This is a genomic window from Bacteroidota bacterium (assembly GCA_039111535.1).
In the GTDB taxonomy this organism is placed as follows: domain Bacteria; phylum Bacteroidota; class Rhodothermia; order Rhodothermales; family JAHQVL01; genus JBCCIM01.
This window is the reverse complement of sequence record JBCCIM010000030.1, coordinates 1-21827: the sequence shown is the minus strand read 5'-3', so window position 1 is coordinate 21827 and position 21827 is coordinate 1. Positions and strand designations below refer to the sequence as shown.

General features: G+C 51.1%; 17 protein-coding genes. 7 read left to right on the top strand and 10 right to left on the bottom strand.

The features are described from left to right. Positions 1 to 128 precede the first annotated feature (128 nt). From sucC to AAF564_07110, 3 genes are all read left to right on the top strand, one after another. Positions 129 to 1301, top strand: coding sequence for an ADP-forming succinate--CoA ligase subunit beta (gene sucC, locus AAF564_07120; protein MEM8485303.1), 1173 nt, complete (start codon positions 129 to 131; stop codon positions 1299 to 1301). Between the two features lie 166 nt (positions 1302 to 1467). After that, positions 1468 to 2472 (top strand): ABC transporter ATP-binding protein, encoded by a 1005-nt coding sequence (locus AAF564_07115; GenBank protein ID MEM8485302.1) that lies wholly within the window; start codon positions 1468 to 1470, stop codon positions 2470 to 2472. 61 nt (positions 2473 to 2533) lie between these two features. Further along, a complete protein-coding gene (locus AAF564_07110; protein ID MEM8485301.1) occupies positions 2534 to 2971 on the top strand; it encodes a GNAT family N-acetyltransferase in 438 nt (145 codons plus the stop codon). Here the strand turns inward: AAF564_07110 and AAF564_07105 are convergent. From AAF564_07105 to AAF564_07065, 9 genes are all read right to left on the bottom strand, one after another. After that, positions 2931 to 3239 carry a hypothetical protein gene (locus tag AAF564_07105; protein MEM8485300.1) on the bottom strand — a complete coding sequence of 103 codons (309 nt, stop codon included), beginning with the start codon at positions 3237 to 3239 and terminating at the stop codon, positions 2931 to 2933. The two genes, AAF564_07110 and AAF564_07105, sit on opposite strands and share 41 nt — an antisense overlap. A gap of 342 nt (positions 3240 to 3581) precedes the next feature. Beyond that, positions 3582 to 6407: a putative LPS assembly protein LptD gene (locus AAF564_07100; protein ID MEM8485299.1), complete on the bottom strand. Its 2826-nt coding sequence runs from the start codon at positions 6405 to 6407 to the stop codon at positions 3582 to 3584. Between the two features lie 70 nt (positions 6408 to 6477). Then, a complete protein-coding gene (locus AAF564_07095) occupies positions 6478 to 7458 on the bottom strand; it encodes an ROK family protein (protein ID MEM8485298.1) in 981 nt (326 codons plus the stop codon). 22 nt (positions 7459 to 7480) lie between these two features. Next, entirely contained in the window at positions 7481 to 7804 is a 324-nt protein-coding gene (locus tag AAF564_07090; GenBank protein ID MEM8485297.1) for a septum formation initiator family protein, read from the bottom strand. 42 nt (positions 7805 to 7846) lie between these two features. After that, entirely contained in the window at positions 7847 to 9130 is a 1284-nt protein-coding gene (gene eno, locus AAF564_07085; protein MEM8485296.1) for a phosphopyruvate hydratase, read from the bottom strand. 105 nt (positions 9131 to 9235) lie between these two features. Then, positions 9236 to 10591: a tetratricopeptide repeat protein gene (locus AAF564_07080; protein MEM8485295.1), complete on the bottom strand. Its 1356-nt coding sequence runs from the start codon at positions 10589 to 10591 to the stop codon at positions 9236 to 9238. Between the two features lie 65 nt (positions 10592 to 10656). Beyond that, positions 10657 to 11970, bottom strand: coding sequence for a hypothetical protein (locus tag AAF564_07075; protein MEM8485294.1), 1314 nt, complete (start codon positions 11968 to 11970; stop codon positions 10657 to 10659). 45 nt (positions 11971 to 12015) lie between these two features. Continuing rightward, complete coding sequence (locus AAF564_07070) at positions 12016 to 13182, bottom strand: hypothetical protein (GenBank protein MEM8485293.1); 1167 nt, start codon at positions 13180 to 13182, stop codon at positions 12016 to 12018. 243 nt (positions 13183 to 13425) lie between these two features. After that, positions 13426 to 14190, bottom strand: a complete 765-nt coding sequence (locus tag AAF564_07065; protein ID MEM8485292.1) for a glycogen/starch synthase — start codon at positions 14188 to 14190, stop codon at positions 13426 to 13428. 304 nt (positions 14191 to 14494) lie between these two features. On the opposite strand from AAF564_07065, the gene AAF564_07060 reads away from it, so the two are divergent. Next, positions 14495 to 14962 (top strand): thiol-disulfide oxidoreductase DCC family protein, encoded by a 468-nt coding sequence (locus AAF564_07060; GenBank protein MEM8485291.1) that lies wholly within the window; start codon positions 14495 to 14497, stop codon positions 14960 to 14962. A gap of 189 nt (positions 14963 to 15151) precedes the next feature. Here the strand turns inward: AAF564_07060 and AAF564_07055 are convergent, their stop codons facing one another. Beyond that, positions 15152 to 18769 carry a DUF4175 family protein gene (locus AAF564_07055; protein MEM8485290.1) on the bottom strand — a complete coding sequence of 1206 codons (3618 nt, stop codon included), beginning with the start codon at positions 18767 to 18769 and terminating at the stop codon, positions 15152 to 15154. A gap of 196 nt (positions 18770 to 18965) precedes the next feature. Here AAF564_07055 and AAF564_07050 point away from each other — a divergent pair, with 196 nt between their 5' ends. From AAF564_07050 to AAF564_07040, 3 genes are all read left to right on the top strand, one after another. Further along, complete coding sequence (locus AAF564_07050; GenBank protein MEM8485289.1) at positions 18966 to 20237, top strand: glucose-1-phosphate adenylyltransferase; 1272 nt, start codon at positions 18966 to 18968, stop codon at positions 20235 to 20237. A gap of 112 nt (positions 20238 to 20349) precedes the next feature. Further along, on the top strand, positions 20350 to 20904 hold the full coding sequence (locus AAF564_07045) for a hypothetical protein (protein ID MEM8485288.1): 555 nt from the start codon (positions 20350 to 20352) through the stop codon (positions 20902 to 20904). A 327-nt stretch (positions 20905 to 21231) separates the two neighbouring features. Beyond that, a partial coding sequence (locus AAF564_07040; GenBank protein MEM8485287.1) for a TonB-dependent receptor plug domain-containing protein occupies positions 21232 to 21827 on the top strand: 596 nt, incomplete at its 3' end.

The window sequence follows — 21827 nt, the reverse complement described above, 5'->3', positions numbered from 1 at the left end:
AGCGCTTATCTTAGGTTCTATAGCCATCTCGTGTAAATGTGAATATTGAGAGCTACAGGAATTTAACATTTCAAAGCCGGCCCATTAGTTAGTAAGCCGACGCGCCGGCGCGATTAAACTGAAAATAAATGAAACTGCACGAATATCAAGCAAAAGACGTACTGGCCAAATACGGGGTTGCGGTACAACCAGGTATTGTTGCCTATACGGTTGAGGAGGCTGTTGCAGCAGCTGAGAAGTTAAAGGCAGAAGAAGGCCTCGATCTGTTTGTTGTAAAAGCACAGATCCATGCCGGCGGCCGTGGGAAAGGAGGCGGTGTAAAGCTCGCTAGAGGTATTGACGAAGTACGCGAGAAAGCTGAAGCTATCCTCGGGATGACCCTGGTGACTCACCAGACCGGGCCGGAGGGCCAGTTGGTGCGCGCTGTGCTTATTGCTGCAGCCAGCGATATCGCAAAAGAATACTACCTCGGCATCACCCTTGATCGGCAGGCGAACGCCAATGTGATCATGGCCTCAACAGAAGGTGGTGTAGACATCGAGACCGTTGCAGAAGAAACGCCTGAGAAAATCCAGAAAGTGTGGATTGATCCGGCGGTTGGTTTGCAGGCATACCAGGCCCGCCAGGTCGCGTTTGGACTTGGTTTTGAAGGCAATGCCCTCAAGCAGGCAACAAAGTTCGTCAGCGCCCTCTACAAAGCGTATGAAGACACCGATTGTTCAATCGCTGAAATCAACCCGCTCGTGCTGACCGACCAGGGCGATATCATTGCAGTAGACGCCAAAGTCAATCTGGACGAAAATGCGCTCTACATGCATAAAGATCTTGAAGATCTGCGCGATGTGCATGAAGAAGATCCGCTCGAAGTTGAAGCCAGTGAGTTTGGCTTGAACTACATCAAGCTTGATGGCAATGTAGGATGTATGGTTAACGGTGCTGGACTGGCGATGGCAACCATGGACATCATTAAAATTGCCGGCGGTGAGCCTGCGAACTTCCTGGACGTAGGAGGCGGCGCCAACGCGCAAACCGTTGAGGCGGGCTTCCGCATCATCCTGAAAGATCCCAACGTAAAGGCCATCTTGATCAACATCTTTGGTGGGATTGTTCGTTGTGACCGCGTCGCGAACGGTGTTGTAGAAGCTGCCAAAAAAGTGGAGATCAACGTACCGTTGATTGTACGCCTGCAAGGCACCAATGCTGAAGAAGGACAAAAAATCCTCGATGAGAGCGACCTTGAAGTGCAGACAGCAATTCTGTTGAAAGAAGCTGCACAGAAAGTGACGCAAGCATTGGCCTAGTGCATGGTCCGTGACTTGAGTAAAAGGTGCTGTGCCGGCCAGTGATTCAAAACTGCCGGCGCAGCACCTTTTCTTTTGGAGGTACTTTTACTTTTGGAAGCATCTTGTGCTTTGTTCGTATCTTTTTTAGTGTAGACGCTCACCAGAGAATAAAACCATTATCCATATGCCCCGGGTACAGGAGGAAGCAGGCGTTACGCTGCAAAATATCACCAAGCAGTTTGGACAATTGTTGGCGGTTAACGATGTAAGTCTGGATATACAGCCCGGTGAATTCTTTTCGTTGTTAGGGCCAAGTGGTTGTGGGAAAACTACACTGCTTCGCATGATTGCCGGCTTTGAACAGCCCGATAAAGGTAACATCAGCATTGCCGGTACTGATATCACCTATGCGTCTCCTCAGCAACGGCCTACGGCGATGGTGTTTCAGAATTATGCGCTTTTTCCAACCATGACAGTTGAGGAGAATGTTGCTTATGGACTCAAAGTCCGTAAAACCCCTGAGTCAGCGCGTATGCAGCGTGTAGCGGAAGCGCTGAAGCGTGTTGATTTAGCTGGATACGGCCCCAAGCCGGTTACGCAGTTGTCGGGTGGGCAGCAGCAGCGTGTGGCACTAGCGCGTGCGCTGGCAGTACAGCCGGCGGTATTGTTATTCGACGAACCCCTGTCGAACCTCGATGTGGCACTGCGTGAGCAAACCCGCCGTGAACTCACCTTGTTACAGCGCGAATTGGGCACTACAAGTGTTTACGTCACGCACGACCAGCAAGAGGCCCTGGCGCTTTCAGATCGCATTGCAGTCATGCGTGCTGGCAGGCTCATCCAGGTAGGACGCCCGGAGGACCTGTACAGAATGCCTGAGACCGCATTTGTTGCCCGATTCCTGGGGGGGAGTAACATCATTGAAGAGCCGGCGCTTGCCACCGAAATGGCCGGTACACCACCTCCCGCAGACAACATGGTACTCGCTGTGCGGCCAGAACACCTGGTGTTTAGTGATGATGGCGTGACGGTCAGGATAAAGTCGCGCCAGTTTCTGGGCGCTTCCGTCGAATGGTGGCTCGAAGGCGGGGAGGGGACCTCGGTGCGTGCCTGGGTGAATCCGGATACCGCGTATGAGGACGGGAAGAAAATAAAGGCGCTACAATTTCGCTGGGTGCTTGCGGAATAGGTATAAAGATGTTACCCTAGAAGCAGGCTTTCATCAAATCATCACAAATCTCCGCTCTGACATGGAAGTTTTGACCCCAGCTAGCGCCCGTAAAGATAAAATCGGGCCACTTGTTTTTAAAGAAGGACTGGAAGGCTTAACCCCTTCGCGGATTCTTACCCTCTACAGACGCGCGCCACTTCTTCGGCCCGTGAGCGATCCTAAAAAAGTGTGGCACATGTTCGAGCAATCGTCGCTGGTGCTAACTGCCTGGCATGAGCGCCAGCTTGTTGGTATAGCGCGGGTGCTAACAGATGGAATGCTGAATAGCTATCTGTGTGATCTGGCTGTTGAACCTGATGTGCAGGGCCTCGGTGTAGGGCGGGCGTTACTCGACCAGGTATTCGAGAATTGCAAAGGAACGGAGCTGTTACTGCGCGATTCAGATCTGTCAACGGGCTATTACGCCCATCTTGGCTTTAAGCGGGTATCAAACGCTTGGTTTCGGCTTTGTCGTTGAGGAGCAGGAAAATGCGTGAGGGTTCTTCTTTGCTCACGTCTTTAATCACCTGCATTTTGTCAACAATGGCTTTTAAGCCAAAGATGCGGCCGGCCAGTTTGATCACCATTTCGTGATCATATTCTCTGAACAGGGTACCATAAATCGTCACAATTCCGCTTTTGACATAGAAGCGGAGTCCATCTATCTGTGCACTTTCCAGTTCGGACTCAAACGTCTCGCAAAGATACTGCGCGAGTTGTTTGTCGGAAAACGCCCGCCTGTACATCTGGTGCCAATATGAACGAAGGTGATGAACCAAGGGAATCTGAAACCTCATTAATCCGGGGTAATTAATGCTGTATTGATAATGAAAAGGAAGGACGATTAGTTGACGAGTAAAGATAGTAGCTGGTTACAACTTGAAGCTACATCATCATGACTAATCTGGGGCAACTATTGCTTGAGATGTGATGGTACTTTCGTACCATAATGGTATGTAGTTTATGACATATATACATAAAGCGAAAGGAAGAGAAGGCGAGTATTTTGTGCGCTTTCAGCATGCGTTTTTGTGGGAGAATTGACCCACAATTCGTAGTCATTCTGCGTGGTTGATCCAAAAAACCATCTAGATTAAACCATCAAATCTGCCTTGCACGTCGGATCGGGGTTGTTGAATCCTGAGCAGGTCTTTCAGGTGACCGCTCTTAACTTGCAAGTTGAATCCGAATGATTGGAATCTGCCGAAGGGCACCCAGTTGAGCGACATTTGCCAGCATTCAAAGTCACGAAAAAAACTAATATTGGTTGTGACTACTTCCTTACGTTCAAAATCATAGCCTGTGCGCCCCTGAACCTTCCAGTTGGGCGTAAGACTGAAGTCAAATCGACCGTTAAGAGTCATAGTACGGTTTAGTGTAGCCAAGGGTTTCTGGATGCTGTAGGTCAAATCCAATGAAAGGGACCAGGGAATGTTGAAATCGACAAGATCACCCGTCGGATTGACTAAACTGTTGGCAATGGCGGCGTCGGGATTGAAGCCAGGTGAGTTGAAGTCGGTGAAGTCGCCGGCGCGAGACCGGGTCGTTTCTACTGGTCGGCCCGGGCTGCCCGTTTTGCTTCTGAAAGATGTACTTGCAGTGAGACTGGCGCGGGTGAGCCGGCCAAAACGAAGCTTTAGCGGATTGATGTAGTAGTCATCTATAACGCGGGTTGTCGTGCTGTCCTGGAATAACTTGTAGGGCGAGAACGAAGAGCGGAAGTTAATCGACATCTTATTGTCGAAGAGGGTGGTCCTTGCATTCAAAGATATGTCTGCCAGCTTGAGCGAGTCGGCGGCAAAGTTATACCGCGTCCCCCCGTCGAGGTTGAGTAGCTTGAGGGTTTTGCTTTGCTCAGTACCTGTTGAATCCGTCCATACCCGTTTCGCCTCAAAGATATTTGCCAGGTTCAGCGACAAGGATTGCTGCAAACCGCGCTGGACGCCATTTACGATGTTGTATTCTATTTCCTCTTCTGTTTCAGCATCTACATAGGAGCGGGTGTAACCCCAGAAGGAACCGGTGAAGTCTGGCCGGTACGTAAATGACAAAGTAGGGCGTAGGGTGTGTCTGATGCCCTGGATTGCGCCGGCTTTAAAGGGGAAAAGGCCGTAAATCGTAGTATTGGCAGACAACCCGGAGCTAAACTGCCGGAGCGCAAAAAAGCCTCGATCAGCAAAGTTCTCCACGCTGAACGTTGAGTCAGCTGCATCAAATACGTTTGCCTGCCGCTCTGTGCGCAAGAACCAGTCTTCCGTATAGTTGATGTTGGGTGTAATGTTCAGGCTTATTTTCTTTGCCGAAAACGAAGCATTGATCGGAATACGGTGGCTGGCTCTAAAGTCAAACCGTTCATCTTCACCTGTGGCCAGTTGGTAGTCGTCGAGAGATGTGAGGGCGTCGAACCAGGTAATGTCGCTGGCATTCAGTGAGTCAAGTATCGCTTCATCCTGAATGGGCCGGAAGTTGAAGTTGTTGTTCAGCGAGAAGTTGTAGGTATATGTGACTTTCTCAAACCATTTTTCCCGCTGCCCGGGTGCCCGCGTATTCTTTTTAAACGGCTTCCTGGAGCTTTGGGAGAGCGTCAGGTTGGGCAGCGTCATCGTTGTTGTATTGGTCGAGAAAACCTGCCGCTGGTTTGCATTTATCTGTAGTGACCTGCCGGTCGTGGCCCATCGTTTCTGAAAGCGCATGCTTGAAGACACAGACTGGGTGACCCGGTCATTATACTGCTCTGATACGGCGCGCAAATAGCCCTGGGTGGACAGGTTGATGTTGGCGCTCAGCGACGTAGAGGGATCGATGGTATGTCGATGTTGCCACTTGAACGAGGTGGTGTTGCGGATGGAGAAATCGACATCGTTGGCCTCGCCGTTTCGAAGCCTTGAATAGTCAAAAAAGACACTGCCGCTGTAACGATACCGCTTGTTGTATCGCCATGTGGTAGAGCTTTGCCAACTGCCGTTAGTCCAAATGCCGCCCCGTAGCTGGAGGTCCATGTAGTCGTTGAGTGCAAAATACCAGCCGAGGTCGCGCAGGTAAAAGCCAAATTCGTCTTCGCCGTACGTGGGGGCAAGGAAACCACTACGTCGGGTGTTTTGCGCCGGCAAAAAGCCAAACGGCAGCCAGAGCGGGGTAGGGATGTTAAAAAGGAAAAGCTGGATGGGGCCCGTGAAGATTTTGGTCTGATCTACTACCTTCATCTTGGAGGAACGCAAAGAATACGACGGGTCGTCGAGGCATTCACAGGTGGTGTAAACACCATCTCGAATGAAAAGGGTGCTGTCTTCCCGTACCTTTACAACACCACCTTTGATTTGGCCGTCGTCAAATCGGGTTTCAGCCCCGGTTACGCGGCCGCGTTCCGTACGCAGGTTGTATGCCATCCCATCCCCACGAAAGATCTCTTCCCCTTGTTTAAACTCAGGCCGGCCAACCATGCCCGTGTCGACAGGCATGCCTCGTGCACGAAGTTCGTCAATATCGAATAGGATGTTCACTTCATGAGCGCCCAGTTTTACCTCTCCATAATCCACCTGAACGCCCCCGTACATGGAGCCGGCGTCGCCATTATCGCCGTTGAGTTTGATGACCAACGAGTCGCGGGCTGTAAATTTTACGGCGCTTTTGAGGTTGGATTCGCCGGGAGGCGGGAGCGATACCCCTTGCGCAGGGCCGGTGAGTGAATCAGGGAGGTTGCGGCGCAAAGAGTCAGCGGCAAGCGGATCTGAGGCCAATGAATCAGTTACAAGTGAATCTGGTTGGGGTAGAGCAACGCGTACGGTATCTGTTTCCTGGGCTGTGGCGAATTGCAGCGGGTATAAGTAGCAGCAGAGGAGGAAAACAAGGGGGCGTGCAAACAGGCGCCGGCAGGGAGGGGTGTGGCTTTTGACTGCTCGTAAGCAGTTTCTCATTTTACCTTGATGGAATGGTAACGCGACACGCAGTGGGATTTGAAGTTTGCGGCCTCCCGTCCGACATCGCTCAAATTCGGGAATAAGAATGCTCATCAAGATGCTCAAATACAAGATGGGCTGCTCCTAACATACCCGCCTCGTTTCCGAGGGTTTCCCGGATAATTTCAATGCCTGATCTCAGGCTCGGCATAACAAAGTTCAGCATCGCCTCGTGTGCAGGCTTCAGAATAAGATCTCCTGCAGCAGATACACCGCCGCCTACAATAATTTTGCGTATATCGAGGAGGTTAACGGCTGAACCGAGTACACAGCCGAGTTTGTGCCCAGCCCATGCGAGTACATCACGCGCTGCCTGATCGCCGGCGAGTGCGGCCTCAGAAAGCAGTTTGGGGGTAATATTGTTGAGGTCACCGCCAGTAAGCTCGTGTACGAGGCTCTCTTTTGCCCATAGACGCGCTTTAGCATGGTGTGAGAGGAATCGCTGGCCGATATATGCTTCTATGGAGCCGGCAACACCTGCGTGATCTATGGGGCCTTCATAGTCGACCGTCATATGGCCAATTTCGCCAGCACCACCGGTGGCGCCCCTGAAAATCTTGTTGTTGTAGATGATTACACCCCCAACGCCCGTGCCGAGGGTTACAAGGATAAACGAAGGATAGGGGATGCCTGCGCCATAATGTGCTGAACCCAGGCCGGCCACATTGGCATCGTTCTCGACAATCACCGGGATTTCCATGTCGAGGCGCATGTTGAGCTCCTTGTGCAGGTCAACAACACCCCAGCGGTCAAGATTGGGCGGATGGTTAACGGTTGTGCGTTCCCAGTTTACTGCACCGGGTGCGCCAATACCGATACCTGAAATGGCGCCTGTGGGGGAGAGTGCGCTTAATTCACGCACTACATCAGCTATTCTGTCGATGACGCGCGCGGGGCCCTCGTGCGCATTGGTGTCAATTTTTCGGTATTCAATGATACCGTCACCCTCTTTAACGAGCGCTGTTTTGACAGCGGTGCCGCCGAGGTCTACACCTACTGAGTAGTGCATAATAAGATGCTGGAATACCGGCCTAATCGACCTGTTCTACATGGTAAACAGTTTCACCTTCCTTGCGCATCCCATAGCGTTCGCGGGCAAGCTGTTCAATGACTTCATCAGGGAGCTCCGCCTCGAGTTGGCGATGCAGGTCCTGAATTGATTGCTCAAGCTCTTGATTGCGTTCCAAGAGCCTTTCCGACTCCTGGTGCCACTGCCACCGCTTCTGCAGGCTATGGCTGTCGAAAAACGTCAGCCACACCAGCAGAAGTGCGGAAGCAAAGAAGATCACACTTTTACCGAAGTATCGCTGGTTGCGTAATTTCTTAAGTATCTCGCGTGGATAAGAAAACTTCATAATGCAAACATAATACTAGGGTCCAATTCGAACGACAACGCGCTAGAATTTAAACGCGTCGAGTCCAGGATAAACAGCTGCATCACCAAGGTCTTCCTCAATGCGAAGCAACTGGTTGTACTTGGCAAGGCGGTCACTGCGGCTGGCAGAGCCCGTCTTGATCTGGCCGGCATTGGTAGCAACTGCAAGGTCAGCAATTGTATAATCCGCCGTTTCACCGGACCGATGGCTTGTAATAGACGCAAATTTGTTGTTATGCGCCATTTCGATGGCTTCCAACGTCTCCGTTAGCGTGCCGATCTGGTTTAATTTAATAAGAATTGCGTTGCCGCACCCATTTTTTATTCCTTTTGACAATCTTTCTGTGTTTGTCACAAAGAGATCATCTCCAACGAGCTGTACTTTGTCTCCTACAGCTGTGGTCAAATCACGCCAGCCGTCCCAGTCATTTTCGTCCATCGCATCTTCAATTGAGATGATCGGATACTGGTCTACCCAGCTTTTCCAGAAAGCAACCATGTCGTCGGATGTGCGCTTGTTGTTCGGGTCGCTTTTCCAGAACACATAGTGGCCGTCGGTAAACATCTCGCTGATCGCCGGGTCGAGGGCGATAAACATGTCTTTGCCTGCTTTGAAGCCGGCTTTTTCAACCGCTTCGAGGATAACCTCAATAGCTTCTTCGTTGCTTTTCAGGTCCGGTGCGAAACCGCCTTCATCACCAACGGCCGTATTGTAGCCTTTGGCTTTCAAAACACTCTTCAGATGATGGAAGGTCTCCACGCCCATCTGCAACCCCTGGCTGAACGACTCAGCACCAACGGGCATAATCATGAACTCCTGCATGTCCACGGTGTTGTCGGCATGATGGCCGCCGTTGATGATGTTCATCATCGGTACAGGCAGTCTGCATGCGTTTGTGCCGCCGATATAACGGTAGAGTGGGGTTTTCTGCGTAGCTGCTGCAGCTTTCGCCAATGCGAGCGAAACACCCAGCATGGCATTGGCGCCCAGCTTGCTTTTATTGTTGGTCCCGTCAAGCCCAATCATTTTCTGATCAGCAGCTTTCTGTTCGAATACGGAGTCGCCGCGAAGTGCCGGTGCGATCACGTCGTTTACATTCGCAACAGCTTTTCGAACACCTTTACCCAGAAACGCTGACTTGTCTCCATCCCGTAATTCTACCGCTTCATATTCACCAGTAGATGCTCCGCTGGGCACAGCTGCGCGGCCCATTACTCCTTCATCTGTTATCAGGTCTACTTCAACGGTCGGGTTGCCACGGCTGTCGAGAATTTGGCGTGCGTGAATATGCTGGATTTTGGACATATTGGTGTCTAGGTAAGGGGTTAAATAAAAACGGCCGGTGGAGAGTTAATTTCCACCGGCCGTTACACGCATTGCCTTAAAAAAGAATCCCGTCAGGCAAAATCTTTACGGTTTTCTAACTTTTGTCGTTTCGCTGATCCAGGAGTAGCAGCCATAGTCAATGCTATAAGACTGTCCTTCCTTCCAGCCTTTGAAGAAGAGGTCTTCAGCAGCAGGGAAATAGGGTTTGTACTGCTGCAAGTTGCGGCCGGCAGCGCTGCGGACCGAAGAGTCTTTAGCACGTGCAAGTTCGAAGTAGTCGGCTACAAGCCAGTATACCGCACGGTCTTCGCGTTCCATCTTGGAACCACCGCAGTCACGGACAGCTTCAGCGTAAACGTTGGCGATTTCCATGTATGCAGCGCCAAAGCCAGGGTCAGCAGAGATAGCTTTCCGGTAGGCACGACGTGCCTGTCGCAACTGGCCTTTCTCGCGGTAGGCATTGCCCATGTTAAACTGGACTTCTTTTTCGTATGCATCACCACCTGGCATAGCCAGTGCCGCGTTGAAAGATTCAATTGCACCGTCAGAATCTCCGTCGTTGAGTTTCATGATGCCGGCTGTGATATGAACCTTCGGCGTTGGGCTGACTTCGATCATCGTTTCGAGCATGCCTGTCAACTTGTCGCGCTCATCAAGCTCCGTATAGATCTCGAGCAGCTCTTCGATGATTTTAACATCACCCGGCTTTTTCGCCAACTGGTCTTCGAGGAAAGCCATCCGCTCTTCAGGAGAGTCGAACAGCCGGTCTCGCCAGTTTGCAACGATACCCATGGCATCGCCGTCGCTGCCGAAGTTGGATTCGACGCTTTCGAGAAATTCAACAGCCAGATCTTTTTGATCTTTACGAGCAAAATCAGCTGCAATCACGTTCACGTAATAAGAAAGCGGGCTGAGCTGCGTTGGCTCGTTGTCATACACTGCTTTGTATAGCGCGCCAACGTCTCCCTGCATGTCGTCCAGAACAGCATTGTTTTTCTGGATAAAGCGGCCTTTGTTGAAGGTCCACTCGTTGGGGTTGACTGTAGCTTCTGCGGCCTGAAGTGTGGGTACAGCAGTATCGTACAGGTTAAGCGCTTCTTCCAGGAATGCGCGTTTTTCTGCTGCGTCTTCAGTAGCGTCTGCAAGACCCTGGTAGGCTTTAACGCCGCGTTCGAAGTTGCGGTCATCATTTTTGCCGGGTCCGGCGAAGCCAGGTGCACATTTCAGCATCCACTTAAGGTAGGGGAGTGCTGACGCGTAATCTTTGTTTTTGTACGATTCGTAGTACAAGCTGTAGTTTTGCAGCTTGAGATTTGAATCTGTAGCATCTCCGCAGTCGATGTCGTCTTGCGCCATCGCAGGGGTGCTCAGAAAAGCGGTTACAAGCAAAAGTAAAAGGCTTGTAACGCCCATATTGGTCATTTTTTTAATCTTTTTCATCGAGCCCAAAAGGGTTGTTAGAGCGGGCGAAGTACGCCTAATATAACGATATAGACAGTCAGACCTCAACCAAGTTTCCGTCTTTCAAACCACCGTTCGCCAATATTCACATTAATATGAACTTTGAAGAACGACTCTTTGACGAGGCTTTGGCGCGTGCTTCCACGCCGGCCGACTTCCAGGTTTACATCAATGCGTGTGCCAGGAAAGAGTGTGGGCATGCTGACACCGCCGGTAAACGCAAATCCATTCAGATCTACATTATCATTTAATGTAATGTATCCCGAGTCGGTGTAAAACCCAAGCCTGTAACCGATGCGTTTACCATATGGGTCGAGTGGGTTTGCTGATGGAAGCAGGGATACGCCCATTGAGAAGCGGTTCCTGTCCGATAAAAACGATGATTCTCCAGGAATAAAGCCAGGAATGACCAGTTCGCTGTCGAAGTCAGACCAGCGCTCCATCGAGTAGTTGGCAACGAAGGTCCACTTGGCGTTGGCGTGGTAGGAGAGGCCGAGGTTGGTGCGGACGGGCAGGTCGATGTCACCTTTAATAGCAGCGCCTAGTGTATCCTGGGCGAGGCCTTGACCGATTGTTTGCGTCTGTGTACCAGAGAGGACAGCCGGTGTTGAAATGCTCAATCCAATGGACAGTGCGTCCTGGTTACTTAACAGGCGGGGTATGGTATACAGGGCACCCAGGGTGGTGTTGAAGCCGGCGAGCCGGGTTGAGCTACGAAACTCAGTGCGGATAAAGTCGCCTGTGTTGAACTCGGTTGCCCGCGTTTCTCCAATGATACCAAAAATAAAGTCTGCTGATGCGCCCACGCTGAACCTGGGTGTTGGTCGGTACCCCAGTCCCACGGTTGCTTTCTGGAGTCCACCTTCACCCAGGAAGGAGATGGTATAGGCTGCATCTGTAGGCAGGGTTGGATCTTCAGTTATTGCAATGGATGTTTGCTGAACGCGGTGTGCAACGCGCGAGTACGGCACATACGAGACTACCGCGCCCAGACGTCCGGGGCGAAGCGGGAAGCTAAACTGGAACGCCTGCAAAAGGCTCGAATTCAGCCGGCTGGCTTCGCCGCTGGCATTGGATGCCTCAAGGCCCTGGAACTGAACGCTCCCCCCCAATCGGGTAAGCTGCTGGTCAGACCAGGTCGCAGGATTGCTAAGGTTGACATAGTTCAGCGAAGTAAGCGCTGTACCACCGCCACCCATGCCCTGGATTTGTGAGGACTGGAAATCATACAGATCACCAATGCCAAACCGTGAGTAAAGGGAGCCGTCTCCACTTTCCTGGCTAAACGCCAGAGGCGTTGTGCAGCAAGTCAGCACAAGAGCGGCAACAAAAGAGTAAAATGATTTACGAGCGAACATATGCAGTTTGATGCTTATGATGATCTTTATTGAGCCCTGTGTGCGTTACTGTAAGTCTGTGTAGGTAATGAAAACATGAGGGGTATCGGTCTCCGACTCATTGTTGTGTAATACAACTGCGTCTATCGAGTTAGCTGACGTGCTGGAGAACCTGATTTCATAGCTTTCATAGGGTGTGCCGCCTAGCAGAAATGATTGCAAGACGGTGTGAAACGTCTCGGATACAAATCTGTAATCGCCGTCATCGCTTAGGGTACCGATGGCCAGCAATGCCGAGCTGGAATCGTTTAGTACGCCGTGTAGTGCGAGGTTGTCGATGGTCGGTCGAAAGAAGTTGGTTGGCGTATCAAGCGCTTCGTTATCTGAACTGAGCTGTATGGCAGCGCGGTTCAGTGCTACGCCTTGTAGGCTATCGACAGGAAACGAAAAGCTGATTTTTGGCCCAATGCCGTCTTGAATGCCTACGCGCCCTGGCGGTAGTGTACCTTCCGTCTCTTTTTCGAGGGTGGTGATACTTTTCTCAGCTACAAAGTTGACCGTATCTGTGCCTACTATGCTTCTAATGCGCGTATCGCGGGTGACAATGTTGTGGAAACCCACAACGGCATTGCCTTCGATGTGTCTGAGTTGGAAACCAGCAAATGCTTGTCCGAAGTCAGGCGTGCGAAGATCGGCGTCGTACTGCGCAACCCAGGTTGCCGGCAATTCAATGGCAACAACTGCATCCTTTGGCATCATTGAGAACTGGAGCAATTCCGGGCCGACGGGGGGGATGGAGTCGACGGTCGACTGAAAGCCTGTAAATTCATTGAGGACTTCATGCAGCGCAAACGTCAGTTCGGATAGGGTGTCGCCGTAAACGTAGCTGGTCTCCAGTTCAAGAATAGCGCGTTCAACGGGACCGTTGCGGTATTCGATGGTCTGGTTGGTATTGGTTCGTACGTCGAAGTATGCTACAGCCTGGGTCGTGCCAAGCGAAGGGTCTTCAACCCGGCCGGCCAGTACTTCACCGAGATTGTCTACGATGCCGACTTCATCGACAGGCATGAAGCCATCAAGGTCCAGAGATTCTGTGAGGGGTTGCCCGGAATCGTCGCCAACGAGCCCGAGGCCCACATTTGTCGGATCTTCACAGGCCATAAAAGCGCACATAATGCCGATGGCAAGCGCGGTACGGGAAAAGTCTATAAACCGGGATCGCTGGATCTCCATATACCTGGTGCAATGGGCCGACTCCAGTGGTGGGCTGGTGAGTAGGCGGTTGTTCGAATAAGGTGTAGCCTTGTTATAAACGCGGCAGGCGTCGAATTCGTATGTGTACTTCGTAATAAAGTCAAACCCCAGTCGACAGCACCCTGTCGATGGGGTTTGGACGCGTAGTCAATGCCTTATTTTGCAGGATGTTTCACGCGGGGGAGTCCTGCCGGCTTAAATGCAAGCGTAAGCGATTCAGGGTCAGACTGCGAGTGCAGACATGACCTGTTCATAAACGTTTACAAGCTGCTCGCTCATGGCTTCCATGTCTTCAGGTAGCCGTGGGTGGTCAGGGTTACCATCTGCATGGGATGGGCCGTACAGCACCATGTCGGAAAGTTGTTCGCCGAGGGTGTTGATCGATAAATTTTGTACGTCAACACCATCAAGCGCCGGCAGATGTGTGTTAAAACCTTCCGTTACCAGATCGTCGGAAGAATGTAAACCTGGCGTATAAACGCTTTTGGCTTTTTCAAATACCGGATCCTGGCTAAACTCGGTGCGGAGCAGGAGGGGGGTGAGCGCACTCATCCAGCCAAAGCAATGCACGATATCCGGGGTCCAACCGAGGTTGTGGATGGTGTGCAGGACTGACCTGGAGAAAAACAGTGCGCGCTCGGCGTTGTCCGCGAAAGGTGCGCCTTCTTTATCTGCGTGAATCCCTTTTCTTTTGAAATAGTGATTGTTGTCCATGAAATAAACCTGGAGTCGAATGCCAGGAATGGAAGCAACTTTCACTTTCAGGGTTTCCTTGTGTCCGTCAATTTCAACTTCATTGCCAGACAGGCGGATGACTTCGTGCAAGCGATTTCTGCGCTCATTGATGAGGCCGTATCGTGGCATCATGATTCGCACTTCAAAATTTCCAGATTCCTGGAGTTGCTCGGGCAGCATGCGCACTAAATCCGCGGTTTCACTGATACAGGTAAAGGGTGCGACTTCTTCAGAAACAAAAAGAATCCTCATAAACCTAGACTACTTCTGCTACAAATGGGGTTTTGATCGAGAACTGCACGCGTGTTCTGCTCACATAGGTGGGTAAGCGGGTAACAGTAACAGGGCCATACCAGATAGCTGCACTGTAAACCTGTTTTGCGTGTTATAGCTGTTTAATTTAAGGAAAATGCGCTTCCAAGACAAGTTCCTTCGGTTAATCCGGCTTGTAGCCTATGGCAGCGCGATATTTTTGAATCTTGATTTGTTGCCGAACGTATTATTAGCCAATGGTTCTACGCAATGTGCGGGAAAGTTCACCAGAGGGTGAGAAAACATGCAGTATTCAGCCAATACCCATCCAATGGAAGACCGCGTGATCTTGTTTGACGGGGTATGCAACCTGTGTAACAGCAGCGTCAATTTTGTAATTGACCGAGACCGTGCAGGTTTATATAAATTTTCTGCGTTACAGTCTGCTGAAGCAAAAGCTTACCTTGCCAAAGCCGGCCTCAACGGTGAAGTGGATGACGAACTGCTGCAAAGCGTGGTGTTGTATGAAAACGGCGTTCTTTACAAGAAATCGACCGCCGCATTGCGCATTGCGCGCCAACTAGATGGTCCGTGGCCGCTTCTGTATGCTTTCGTAATCGCCCCGCGCTTTATTCGGGATGCTGTGTACGACGTTATTGCCCGCAATCGGTATTTCTGGTTTGGGCAGCGAGATGCCTGCCGGCTGCCAACGCCCGAACTGCGCCAGCGCTTTCTTGACGGCCTCACCCCCGAGCCTGTTAGCCCGTCTTAGTCAGCTTCATGCGAATTAAAGAGGGCGTTTAATGCCGGTTTTCGAGCCCAGAATGTCGAGTGATGTTCTCTTATTGCAAAAGAGGCATCCAATAGTATCGCAACCTGAGCTGGAATAACGCAAACCGAAAGCACCAAAAACCGAAAGCACGAAAAACCTGAATATTCATGCTTCCATCCCCTTAGTGCGCTACTCTTCTTCTATGGAGCGTTGCTGGAGCAATTCAAAGTAGCGCTTGATTAGCTCTTCGTAATCGGGTGCATACCCGCTGTCTAATGCCTCAATCAGTGCGCGCCGCAGTTGATCTGCCTGTTCAGTCGGGGAAAGCTCAGCCGGACTTTCGCGGAACTGTTCTTCTCCCGCTTTGCCTTCGCGTTTTTTCTCTTTGCCGCGTTCCTGGAGCGATTTGGTTGCTTCGAGCATCCGCGTAACAATTTGCTGCTGGCGTTCCATTGTCCGCCGGCCCGGTCGGCCGCGCTGCAACTCTCTGATGGTTTCATCCATTTGATCTGAAATCCGGTTCAGGTCACCCATTACTTTGCCGCGCAGTTCGCGTTGTCGGCTCAGCGATTTTATTTGAGAGCGTATCTGTTCCTGTTGAGCCGCCATCTGCCTGAGCCTTTGCTGCATATCCTGCGACAACCGGTTGCCCTGCATTTCGTTTAGCATTTGCTGAATCTGCTGGTTCAGCTGTTGCTGCTGGCCGGCAGCTTGCTGCATCTGCTGAATCATCTGCTGCATCGACATACCGCCACCGCCGCTGCCCTGGCTGTTCATCATTTCATTGAGCAAGTCGGACAGCAATAGCGCCAACTCGTTCAAGTGCATCATCGATTCTTTTTGATGGCCACTGGCCCGGGTCGGTACGCGATCCGTCATGGCTTCTACGGATGAACCCATTTCACGCAACGCGTCGCCGGCATGCTGCTGGACTTCTCGACTCATTTGCGGGATTTTGGCTGACAGCTTCTGCAGCGTATCACTAACCACACTCAGTCCTTCACTCAATTCTACCTGAAGTTGCGCGTTTTCACGCATGACCGGGCTATCTGCAGCCAGGCCGCGCACGTCTTCGCGCAAGTCTTCCTGGAGTTGAGAAAGGGTCAGGATGTCACTCAACGCCCGACGAAGGCCGGCGAGGTTGATCTGCATTTGCGCGCCCTGCATGTTCTGCTGCATTTGCTGGAGCTGCTGCTGCATTTGCTGGAGCTGCTGCTGCATTTGCTGCTGCTGTTGCTGCGCCTCATCAAGCTGGTTTTCGCGGAGCTGCTCTGCGTTTTCCTGCATCTGCTCCGGAATTTCCTGGTCTTCTACCTGCTCGTTCAACTGCTCCATTTGTTCAGATGGGGCATTCTGAACATCCTGCATCTTCTCCATGATCTCCTGCATCTTCTGCTCCAGTTGCTGCATTTCCTCTTTTGACAGCTCCTGTTTTTTTGCTAGCTGCTCGTTTTGAGGCGACTCACCTTCTTGCTGCTCGCCTTCTTGCTGCTCGCCTTCTTGCTGCTCGCCTTCTTGCTGCTCGCCTTCTTGCTGCTCGCCTTCTTGCTGCTCGCCTTCTTGCTGTTCACCTTCTTGCTGCTCGCCTTCTTGCTGTTCACCTTCCTGCTGTTCACCTTCTTGCTGTTCGCCTTCTTGCTGTTCACCTTCCTGCTGTTCACCTTCTTCACTGCTTTCGTCTTTCAGCTTTTCGGTTTCTTCCTGCAGTTTCTCTTGCTGCTCAGCGAGGTCTTCCGCGCGTTTGGCTACTTCTTCGAGGTCTTGCTGTACACGCAACTGCTTGAATAAATCAAGGGTGCGCTCAAGCCGCTGCTGGTACTGTTCTTCGCTGAATTCAAAATTGTTCAACGATTCTTGCATCTGCTCGAGATCGAGTTCTTGCATGGCGTCTTGCAACTGGTTCAGGGCTTCCATTAACTCAGGGGAGTTAATTTCTTCAAGTACCTGCTGCATTTCCTGGTACATCTCCATCGTTTCATCGGAAGCCAGGTTATTCTCTTCCATCTGCTCCGTCATCGACTCGAAGCTGTCAGACAGTTCTTCTACTTTACTTTCCAGCTCTGCCTGTTTTTCTTTGAGTTGCTCGAGTTGCCGCTGGTCTTCCCAGTCGCTTTCTTGCTTGTTTCTGAGCTCGTCTCGCAGTTCTTCAAATTGCTCTTTTACTTCCTGCGTTTCTCGCAAGAGCTCCTCCATTTCATCCTGCGCGTCATCTTCTTTGGATTCGAGCTCTTTGTACTGCTCAGCCAGGGAGGGCAAGCGCAGTTGATGGATGGCGCTTTGCGCTGATTTGTAGCCGGCATAACTGTCGTTGTCGCGGACAGCCACATAGTACTCAACCACGTCTCCAGGGACCAGGTCAAGTTCGGTCTGCTCCCGGATGATCCAGTTGAAATTTATTTCTTGATCGAGCGAGGTGCGGTTTTGCAGGGGCAGGTCGATGCGTTCAAAATCTTGCATCGTCTCTCCAAACCGGCTTTCCGATAACCTGTAGTACAAACGGAGTGTGGCAAAGCCAAAATCGTCGGTGATTCTGCTGCGGATAAAGGCCTGTAGCGATTCATTCAGTTCGGCTAGCGGCGCCGGCTCAAGAATGACAACGGTAGGGTATGCATCAGGCAGTACCTTGAGCGTATACTTGATCGGGGTGCTGTTTTCGATGCCCGTTTCGTCGCGTAATACAATCTGGTAAAACCCTTCTTTGCGCAGTGTGAAATTGCCTACAGCCTGGTTGCCGGCTATGTTGAGCGTGTCAACCGTGCCATCGTTTTGCCTGATAAGGGCCTCGCTAATGTTGCGCCCACCAATGCCAACATCCAGGGAAACGCGCGTACCTGCCAATGCCTGCACATCACCCACGTTGCGCTCAAGGCGTTGCGCAGGAATTCTAGTGTATCGTGGGAAGTCCAGTGCTACCTGGAGCGAGCGGATAATTGGACGTTCAACAATAGAGACTGCATATTGTCGGGTGCTAACGCTTCCTGAGACCAGTCGATACTGGAATGAGCGCCGCACATTGACAAATGTTTTGCCAAACAAACCTTGCTCATCAGCAAGGAGCTCTTCGCGGACAATTTTGTCTTCGTCTTCGTACTGGATTTCAAGGGTAATCTGGCTGGGAAGGCCTGTGCCTGAGAGCGCAATGCCCAATGTGAGCGAATCACCACGAATCAATTCCACATTGCCTGGTGTCACGTTGAACTGAAAGGGCGCCGGCCGCTCAAATTCAGTTGCAGGGGAGAGGAGGCGAACCGATGCATTCCGGAACGTACCCGGCGCAGCAATCAGAAAAATCAGGAGGCCAAGGATGGGCAGGGAGGCAAGCCTCGATACGCGCTGGGTGCGCTGGAACGTCTCCATCTCTTCGAACGCCACGTGGTTTACATCCCGGCTAAGTGACTGCACCGCGTGATCAACAAGGTGATCAGGTGCCGCGCTGCGTTTGCCTTCTGCAAGGTGCAGCAGATTCGTTAGTTTATCTGAGATTTGGGGAAAATGTTTGCCGACATCTTCCGCGATACTGTGTGTAGAAGGACCCGGGACAACACCTGTCATTTTAAGGAGTGGTCGGACGACCAACCAGACAAGCATCCCGACGGCCGTCGCGATGACCAACCAAAAGGCTATTTTGCGTGCTCCGACGCCCATCCAGAAGCCGGCTTCGATAGAGGTTACCAGCAACCAGAGGGCCGCCAATATGCCAACCAGCACCACCAGGCCGAACGTCATATCGATAAAAGAGCGGCGGCGTGCGGTTGCCTGCAAACGTGCCTGGATACGCTGAAGTAACTGTAAACTATGCTCGCTCATGGTAAAATGAGGCCGGTTTTTTTAGCCAGATTGAGTACAGACGTACGTAATGATTGAACGTCTTTCGGTTAATTCAAATTTCAGTTTTAAAACTATTCTCTAATAGCTATACTACGGGAGTTGCTCCAAGTTTTTCGCACTGACTATCCGCCCTGACTTTTAGTCATAATTTTCCCGCCTAAAGGCCCCCGCATACATGAACGAATTAATCTCTGTGATATTGGGTGGCGGCGCCGGGTCGCGTCTGCATCCCTTGACTTACCGTCGCTCCAAGCCTGCCGTTCCCCTTGCCGGCAGATATCGCCTTATCGATATCCCGATCTCGAACTGCATAAACTCCAATATCAACCGTATTTTTGTTCTTACGCAGTTTAACTCGGCAAGTTTAAATAAACATGTGCAACGCGCGTACCGATTTGATCGCTTCGGGTCTGGCTTTGTAAACGTACTGGCCGCTGAGCAGACTCCAATATCGAAAGATTGGTTTCAGGGCACAGCCGACGCAGTGCGTCGCGTGATGATGCACATCCAGGGACACCGCCACTCCCACGTGCTTATCCTTTCTGGTGATCAACTTTACAGCATGAACTATGCTAAAATGTTCGAACACCATAAGGCACTTAATGCCGACATCACCATTGCAACGATCCCGGTAACAGCTGAAGATGCCCCCGGGTTTGGTATTCTTAAAACGGACGACAAGGAAAAAATTACCGAGTTCTACGAGAAACCATCGCTGGAGGAACTACACGATAAAGCGAGCCCGGTAGAAGCATCGCTGGAGGCGCAAGGGCGTGTGTATCTCGCTTCTATGGGGATTTATATCTTCAGCAAAGAGCTGCTAAACAGCATGCTGGCCGAAAACGTTGGGATGCACGATTTTGGGCGCGAGATCATACCTGCCGCAATCAAGGATTGCCACGTTGTGAGCTATCCCTTTGCTGACTATTGGAGCGATATCGGTACAATTAAGTCGTTTTATGATGCTAACATCATGCTGACACAGCCCCGGCCACCTTTTAATGTCTACAATCCGAAAGCGCCGATTTATACAACGGTTCGCACGTTGCCACACGCAAAAATCAGCAATTCTGTAGTGCGTAATTCTATCATTGCAGAAGCCAGCGTTATTGTAGATAGCGAAGTGGAAGACTCTGTCATAGGTATCCGCTCATACATTGGCCGAAATGCTGTTGTGAAAAAGACGGTGATGATGGGGGCGGATTACTTTCACTGGCACGATTCTGGTCTAAGAGAACCAAGTCAGGGGCCCGATAATCCGGGCATTGGCGAAGGGTCGTATGTGGAAGGTGCAATCATTGACCGGAACGTCAGCATTGGTCGGGATTGTAAAATCTTCAATAAAGACCACGTGCAGGAAGGAGGCGACGGTGAGAACGTGTTTATCCGAGATGGTATCATCGTAATTACGAAAAACGCGCGACTGGACGATAATACCATTATTTAACATTTGAATTAATCCTGAAGTTGTCGCCAGGAAGAAACGATGCGGTTGTTCTTCCATATGATGGGCATACGTACCTCTGGGCACCTTTTCAGGTATAAATAGATTTATTGTGATGTATAATAAGCTTTCTAGTCACCTCATTGTTGTTGTCTTGTTTTTGATGCTGGCCGGCTGCCGTACCTACGGCGATTATGGTGCTGAGCAGGCATCGTTTGATCGTGTTGCAACCATCAACACACAATTTGCTCAGACACTCGACAAGGCGAAAGCGGAACTCGAAACCCTGCAGCGTGCTGCGGCCTCTGATAGTGATCTCAATACAGCGGTATCGCAGTATGAAATGCTGCTTGCACGCCACGCTGACATGGTTACCGCACACGGTGACCTTGCGGCCACGCTTGAGGTTAAAACGGGGATGCTCGGTAAGCTCAGTACATCGTACCGTAATCTGAACCGCGCTTTAGGGTATATCACGGCAGAGCAGCTTAGCATGCACAAGCAATACAATCAGTTTGCATCCAGCTTGCTGCCGTCGGCAGGCATGGTTGCCATGGTTGATGCCGAGCAGGGTCGATACCAGATTGCGCCGCCATTCTACGAGCAAATCCGATTTGCGCTTGCACAGAAATCTATCAGTGAGGCACTGGCTGTGCGGGCCGGCTCCTGATCGTGCTGCTGACTGGCCTGCAAGTATAAATGGCTTGCCAGTGAAATTTGTGAACAAAAAAGCCGGAGCTTTCCGGCTTTTTTGTTATATGTGTACTGGATCAGGAAACCGCATGCCCTGACAGAGTAATAATGTCTCCCTTGTACGTATCGTAATGAAAAGGCCAGATAGCGCCCCTTAAATTCTGGCACAAGGTTTTCTGTAATATTTGGGCTTCTCGTTTCGTTTGTGTGGAAAAGGATTGGAAATTGAATGATAATGTGTCATAAAGAGCGGGCGGAACGGTCTGCGATTCTCTATAAATTGTTCGTTTTTACCCTGATTTGTGTGTTTGCCGGTCCAGTTACGTTGGCCCAGGCGCAAGACGATCCCGAGGTAAAACAGGATTCCCTCATGTACTATGACCTGGCCGAGATAGTGGTCAGTGATGGTAGTGTATTTGAGGCAGAGACGAACACGGTGCAACGCGTTACCCTGGCTGAAATTGCACGTGTGAACGCTACGTCATTCAGTGATCTGGGCCGGCTTATTCCTGCAGCACACATCCAAACAAACTCAAGGGGCGAGTCGCTGATCTACCTCCGCAATGCGGGCGAGCGCCAGGTTGGGCTTTATTTCAATGGTGCGCTCCTGAACGTGCCCTGGGATAACCGGATGAATTTGGATCTTGTGCCGGCCAATGTAATCGGCGGTATTACCGTTACCAAAGGCGTTCCATCGGTGCTCTATGGCACCAACGTGCTAGGTGGTGCCATAAACATTACCACACGGGCGATCGACTATGATGGGAGCCAGACCGAAATTGGCGGGCAGTTTGGCGAGGCTTCTACAACCAACCTCAACTTTACCCATCTCTATACAAAAGGGGCTTTCAAATTTACGGGTGCCCTGGGGTACAGCAACAGAGACGGCCTGACTTTGCC

Excerpts from the sequence above, each read along its gene's own strand:
- sucC (MEM8485303.1), top strand. The coding sequence starts at position 129 with ATGAAACTGCACGAATATCAAGCAAAAGACGTACTGGCCAAATACGGG.
- AAF564_07115 (MEM8485302.1), top strand. The coding sequence starts at position 1,468 with ATGCCCCGGGTACAGGAGGAAGCAGGCGTTACGCTGCAAAATATCACC.
- AAF564_07110 (MEM8485301.1), top strand. The coding sequence starts at position 2,534 with ATGGAAGTTTTGACCCCAGCTAGCGCCCGTAAAGATAAAATCGGGCCA.
- AAF564_07105 (MEM8485300.1), bottom strand. The coding sequence starts at position 3,239 with ATGTACAGGCGGGCGTTTTCCGACAAACAACTCGCGCAGTATCTTTGC.
- AAF564_07100 (MEM8485299.1), bottom strand. The coding sequence starts at position 6,407 with ATGAGAAACTGCTTACGAGCAGTCAAAAGCCACACCCCTCCCTGCCGG.
- AAF564_07095 (MEM8485298.1), bottom strand. The coding sequence starts at position 7,458 with ATGCACTACTCAGTAGGTGTAGACCTCGGCGGCACCGCTGTCAAAACA.
- AAF564_07090 (MEM8485297.1), bottom strand. The coding sequence starts at position 7,804 with ATGAAGTTTTCTTATCCACGCGAGATACTTAAGAAATTACGCAACCAG.
- eno (MEM8485296.1), bottom strand. The coding sequence starts at position 9,130 with ATGTCCAAAATCCAGCATATTCACGCACGCCAAATTCTCGACAGCCGT.
- AAF564_07080 (MEM8485295.1), bottom strand. The coding sequence starts at position 10,591 with ATGAAAAAGATTAAAAAAATGACCAATATGGGCGTTACAAGCCTTTTA.
- AAF564_07075 (MEM8485294.1), bottom strand. The coding sequence starts at position 11,970 with ATGTTCGCTCGTAAATCATTTTACTCTTTTGTTGCCGCTCTTGTGCTG.
- AAF564_07070 (MEM8485293.1), bottom strand. The coding sequence starts at position 13,182 with ATGGAGATCCAGCGATCCCGGTTTATAGACTTTTCCCGTACCGCGCTT.
- AAF564_07065 (MEM8485292.1), bottom strand. The coding sequence starts at position 14,190 with ATGAGGATTCTTTTTGTTTCTGAAGAAGTCGCACCCTTTACCTGTATC.
- AAF564_07060 (MEM8485291.1), top strand. The coding sequence starts at position 14,495 with ATGCAGTATTCAGCCAATACCCATCCAATGGAAGACCGCGTGATCTTG.
- AAF564_07055 (MEM8485290.1), bottom strand. The coding sequence starts at position 18,769 with ATGAGCGAGCATAGTTTACAGTTACTTCAGCGTATCCAGGCACGTTTG.
- AAF564_07050 (MEM8485289.1), top strand. The coding sequence starts at position 18,966 with ATGAACGAATTAATCTCTGTGATATTGGGTGGCGGCGCCGGGTCGCGT.
- AAF564_07045 (MEM8485288.1), top strand. The coding sequence starts at position 20,350 with ATGTATAATAAGCTTTCTAGTCACCTCATTGTTGTTGTCTTGTTTTTG.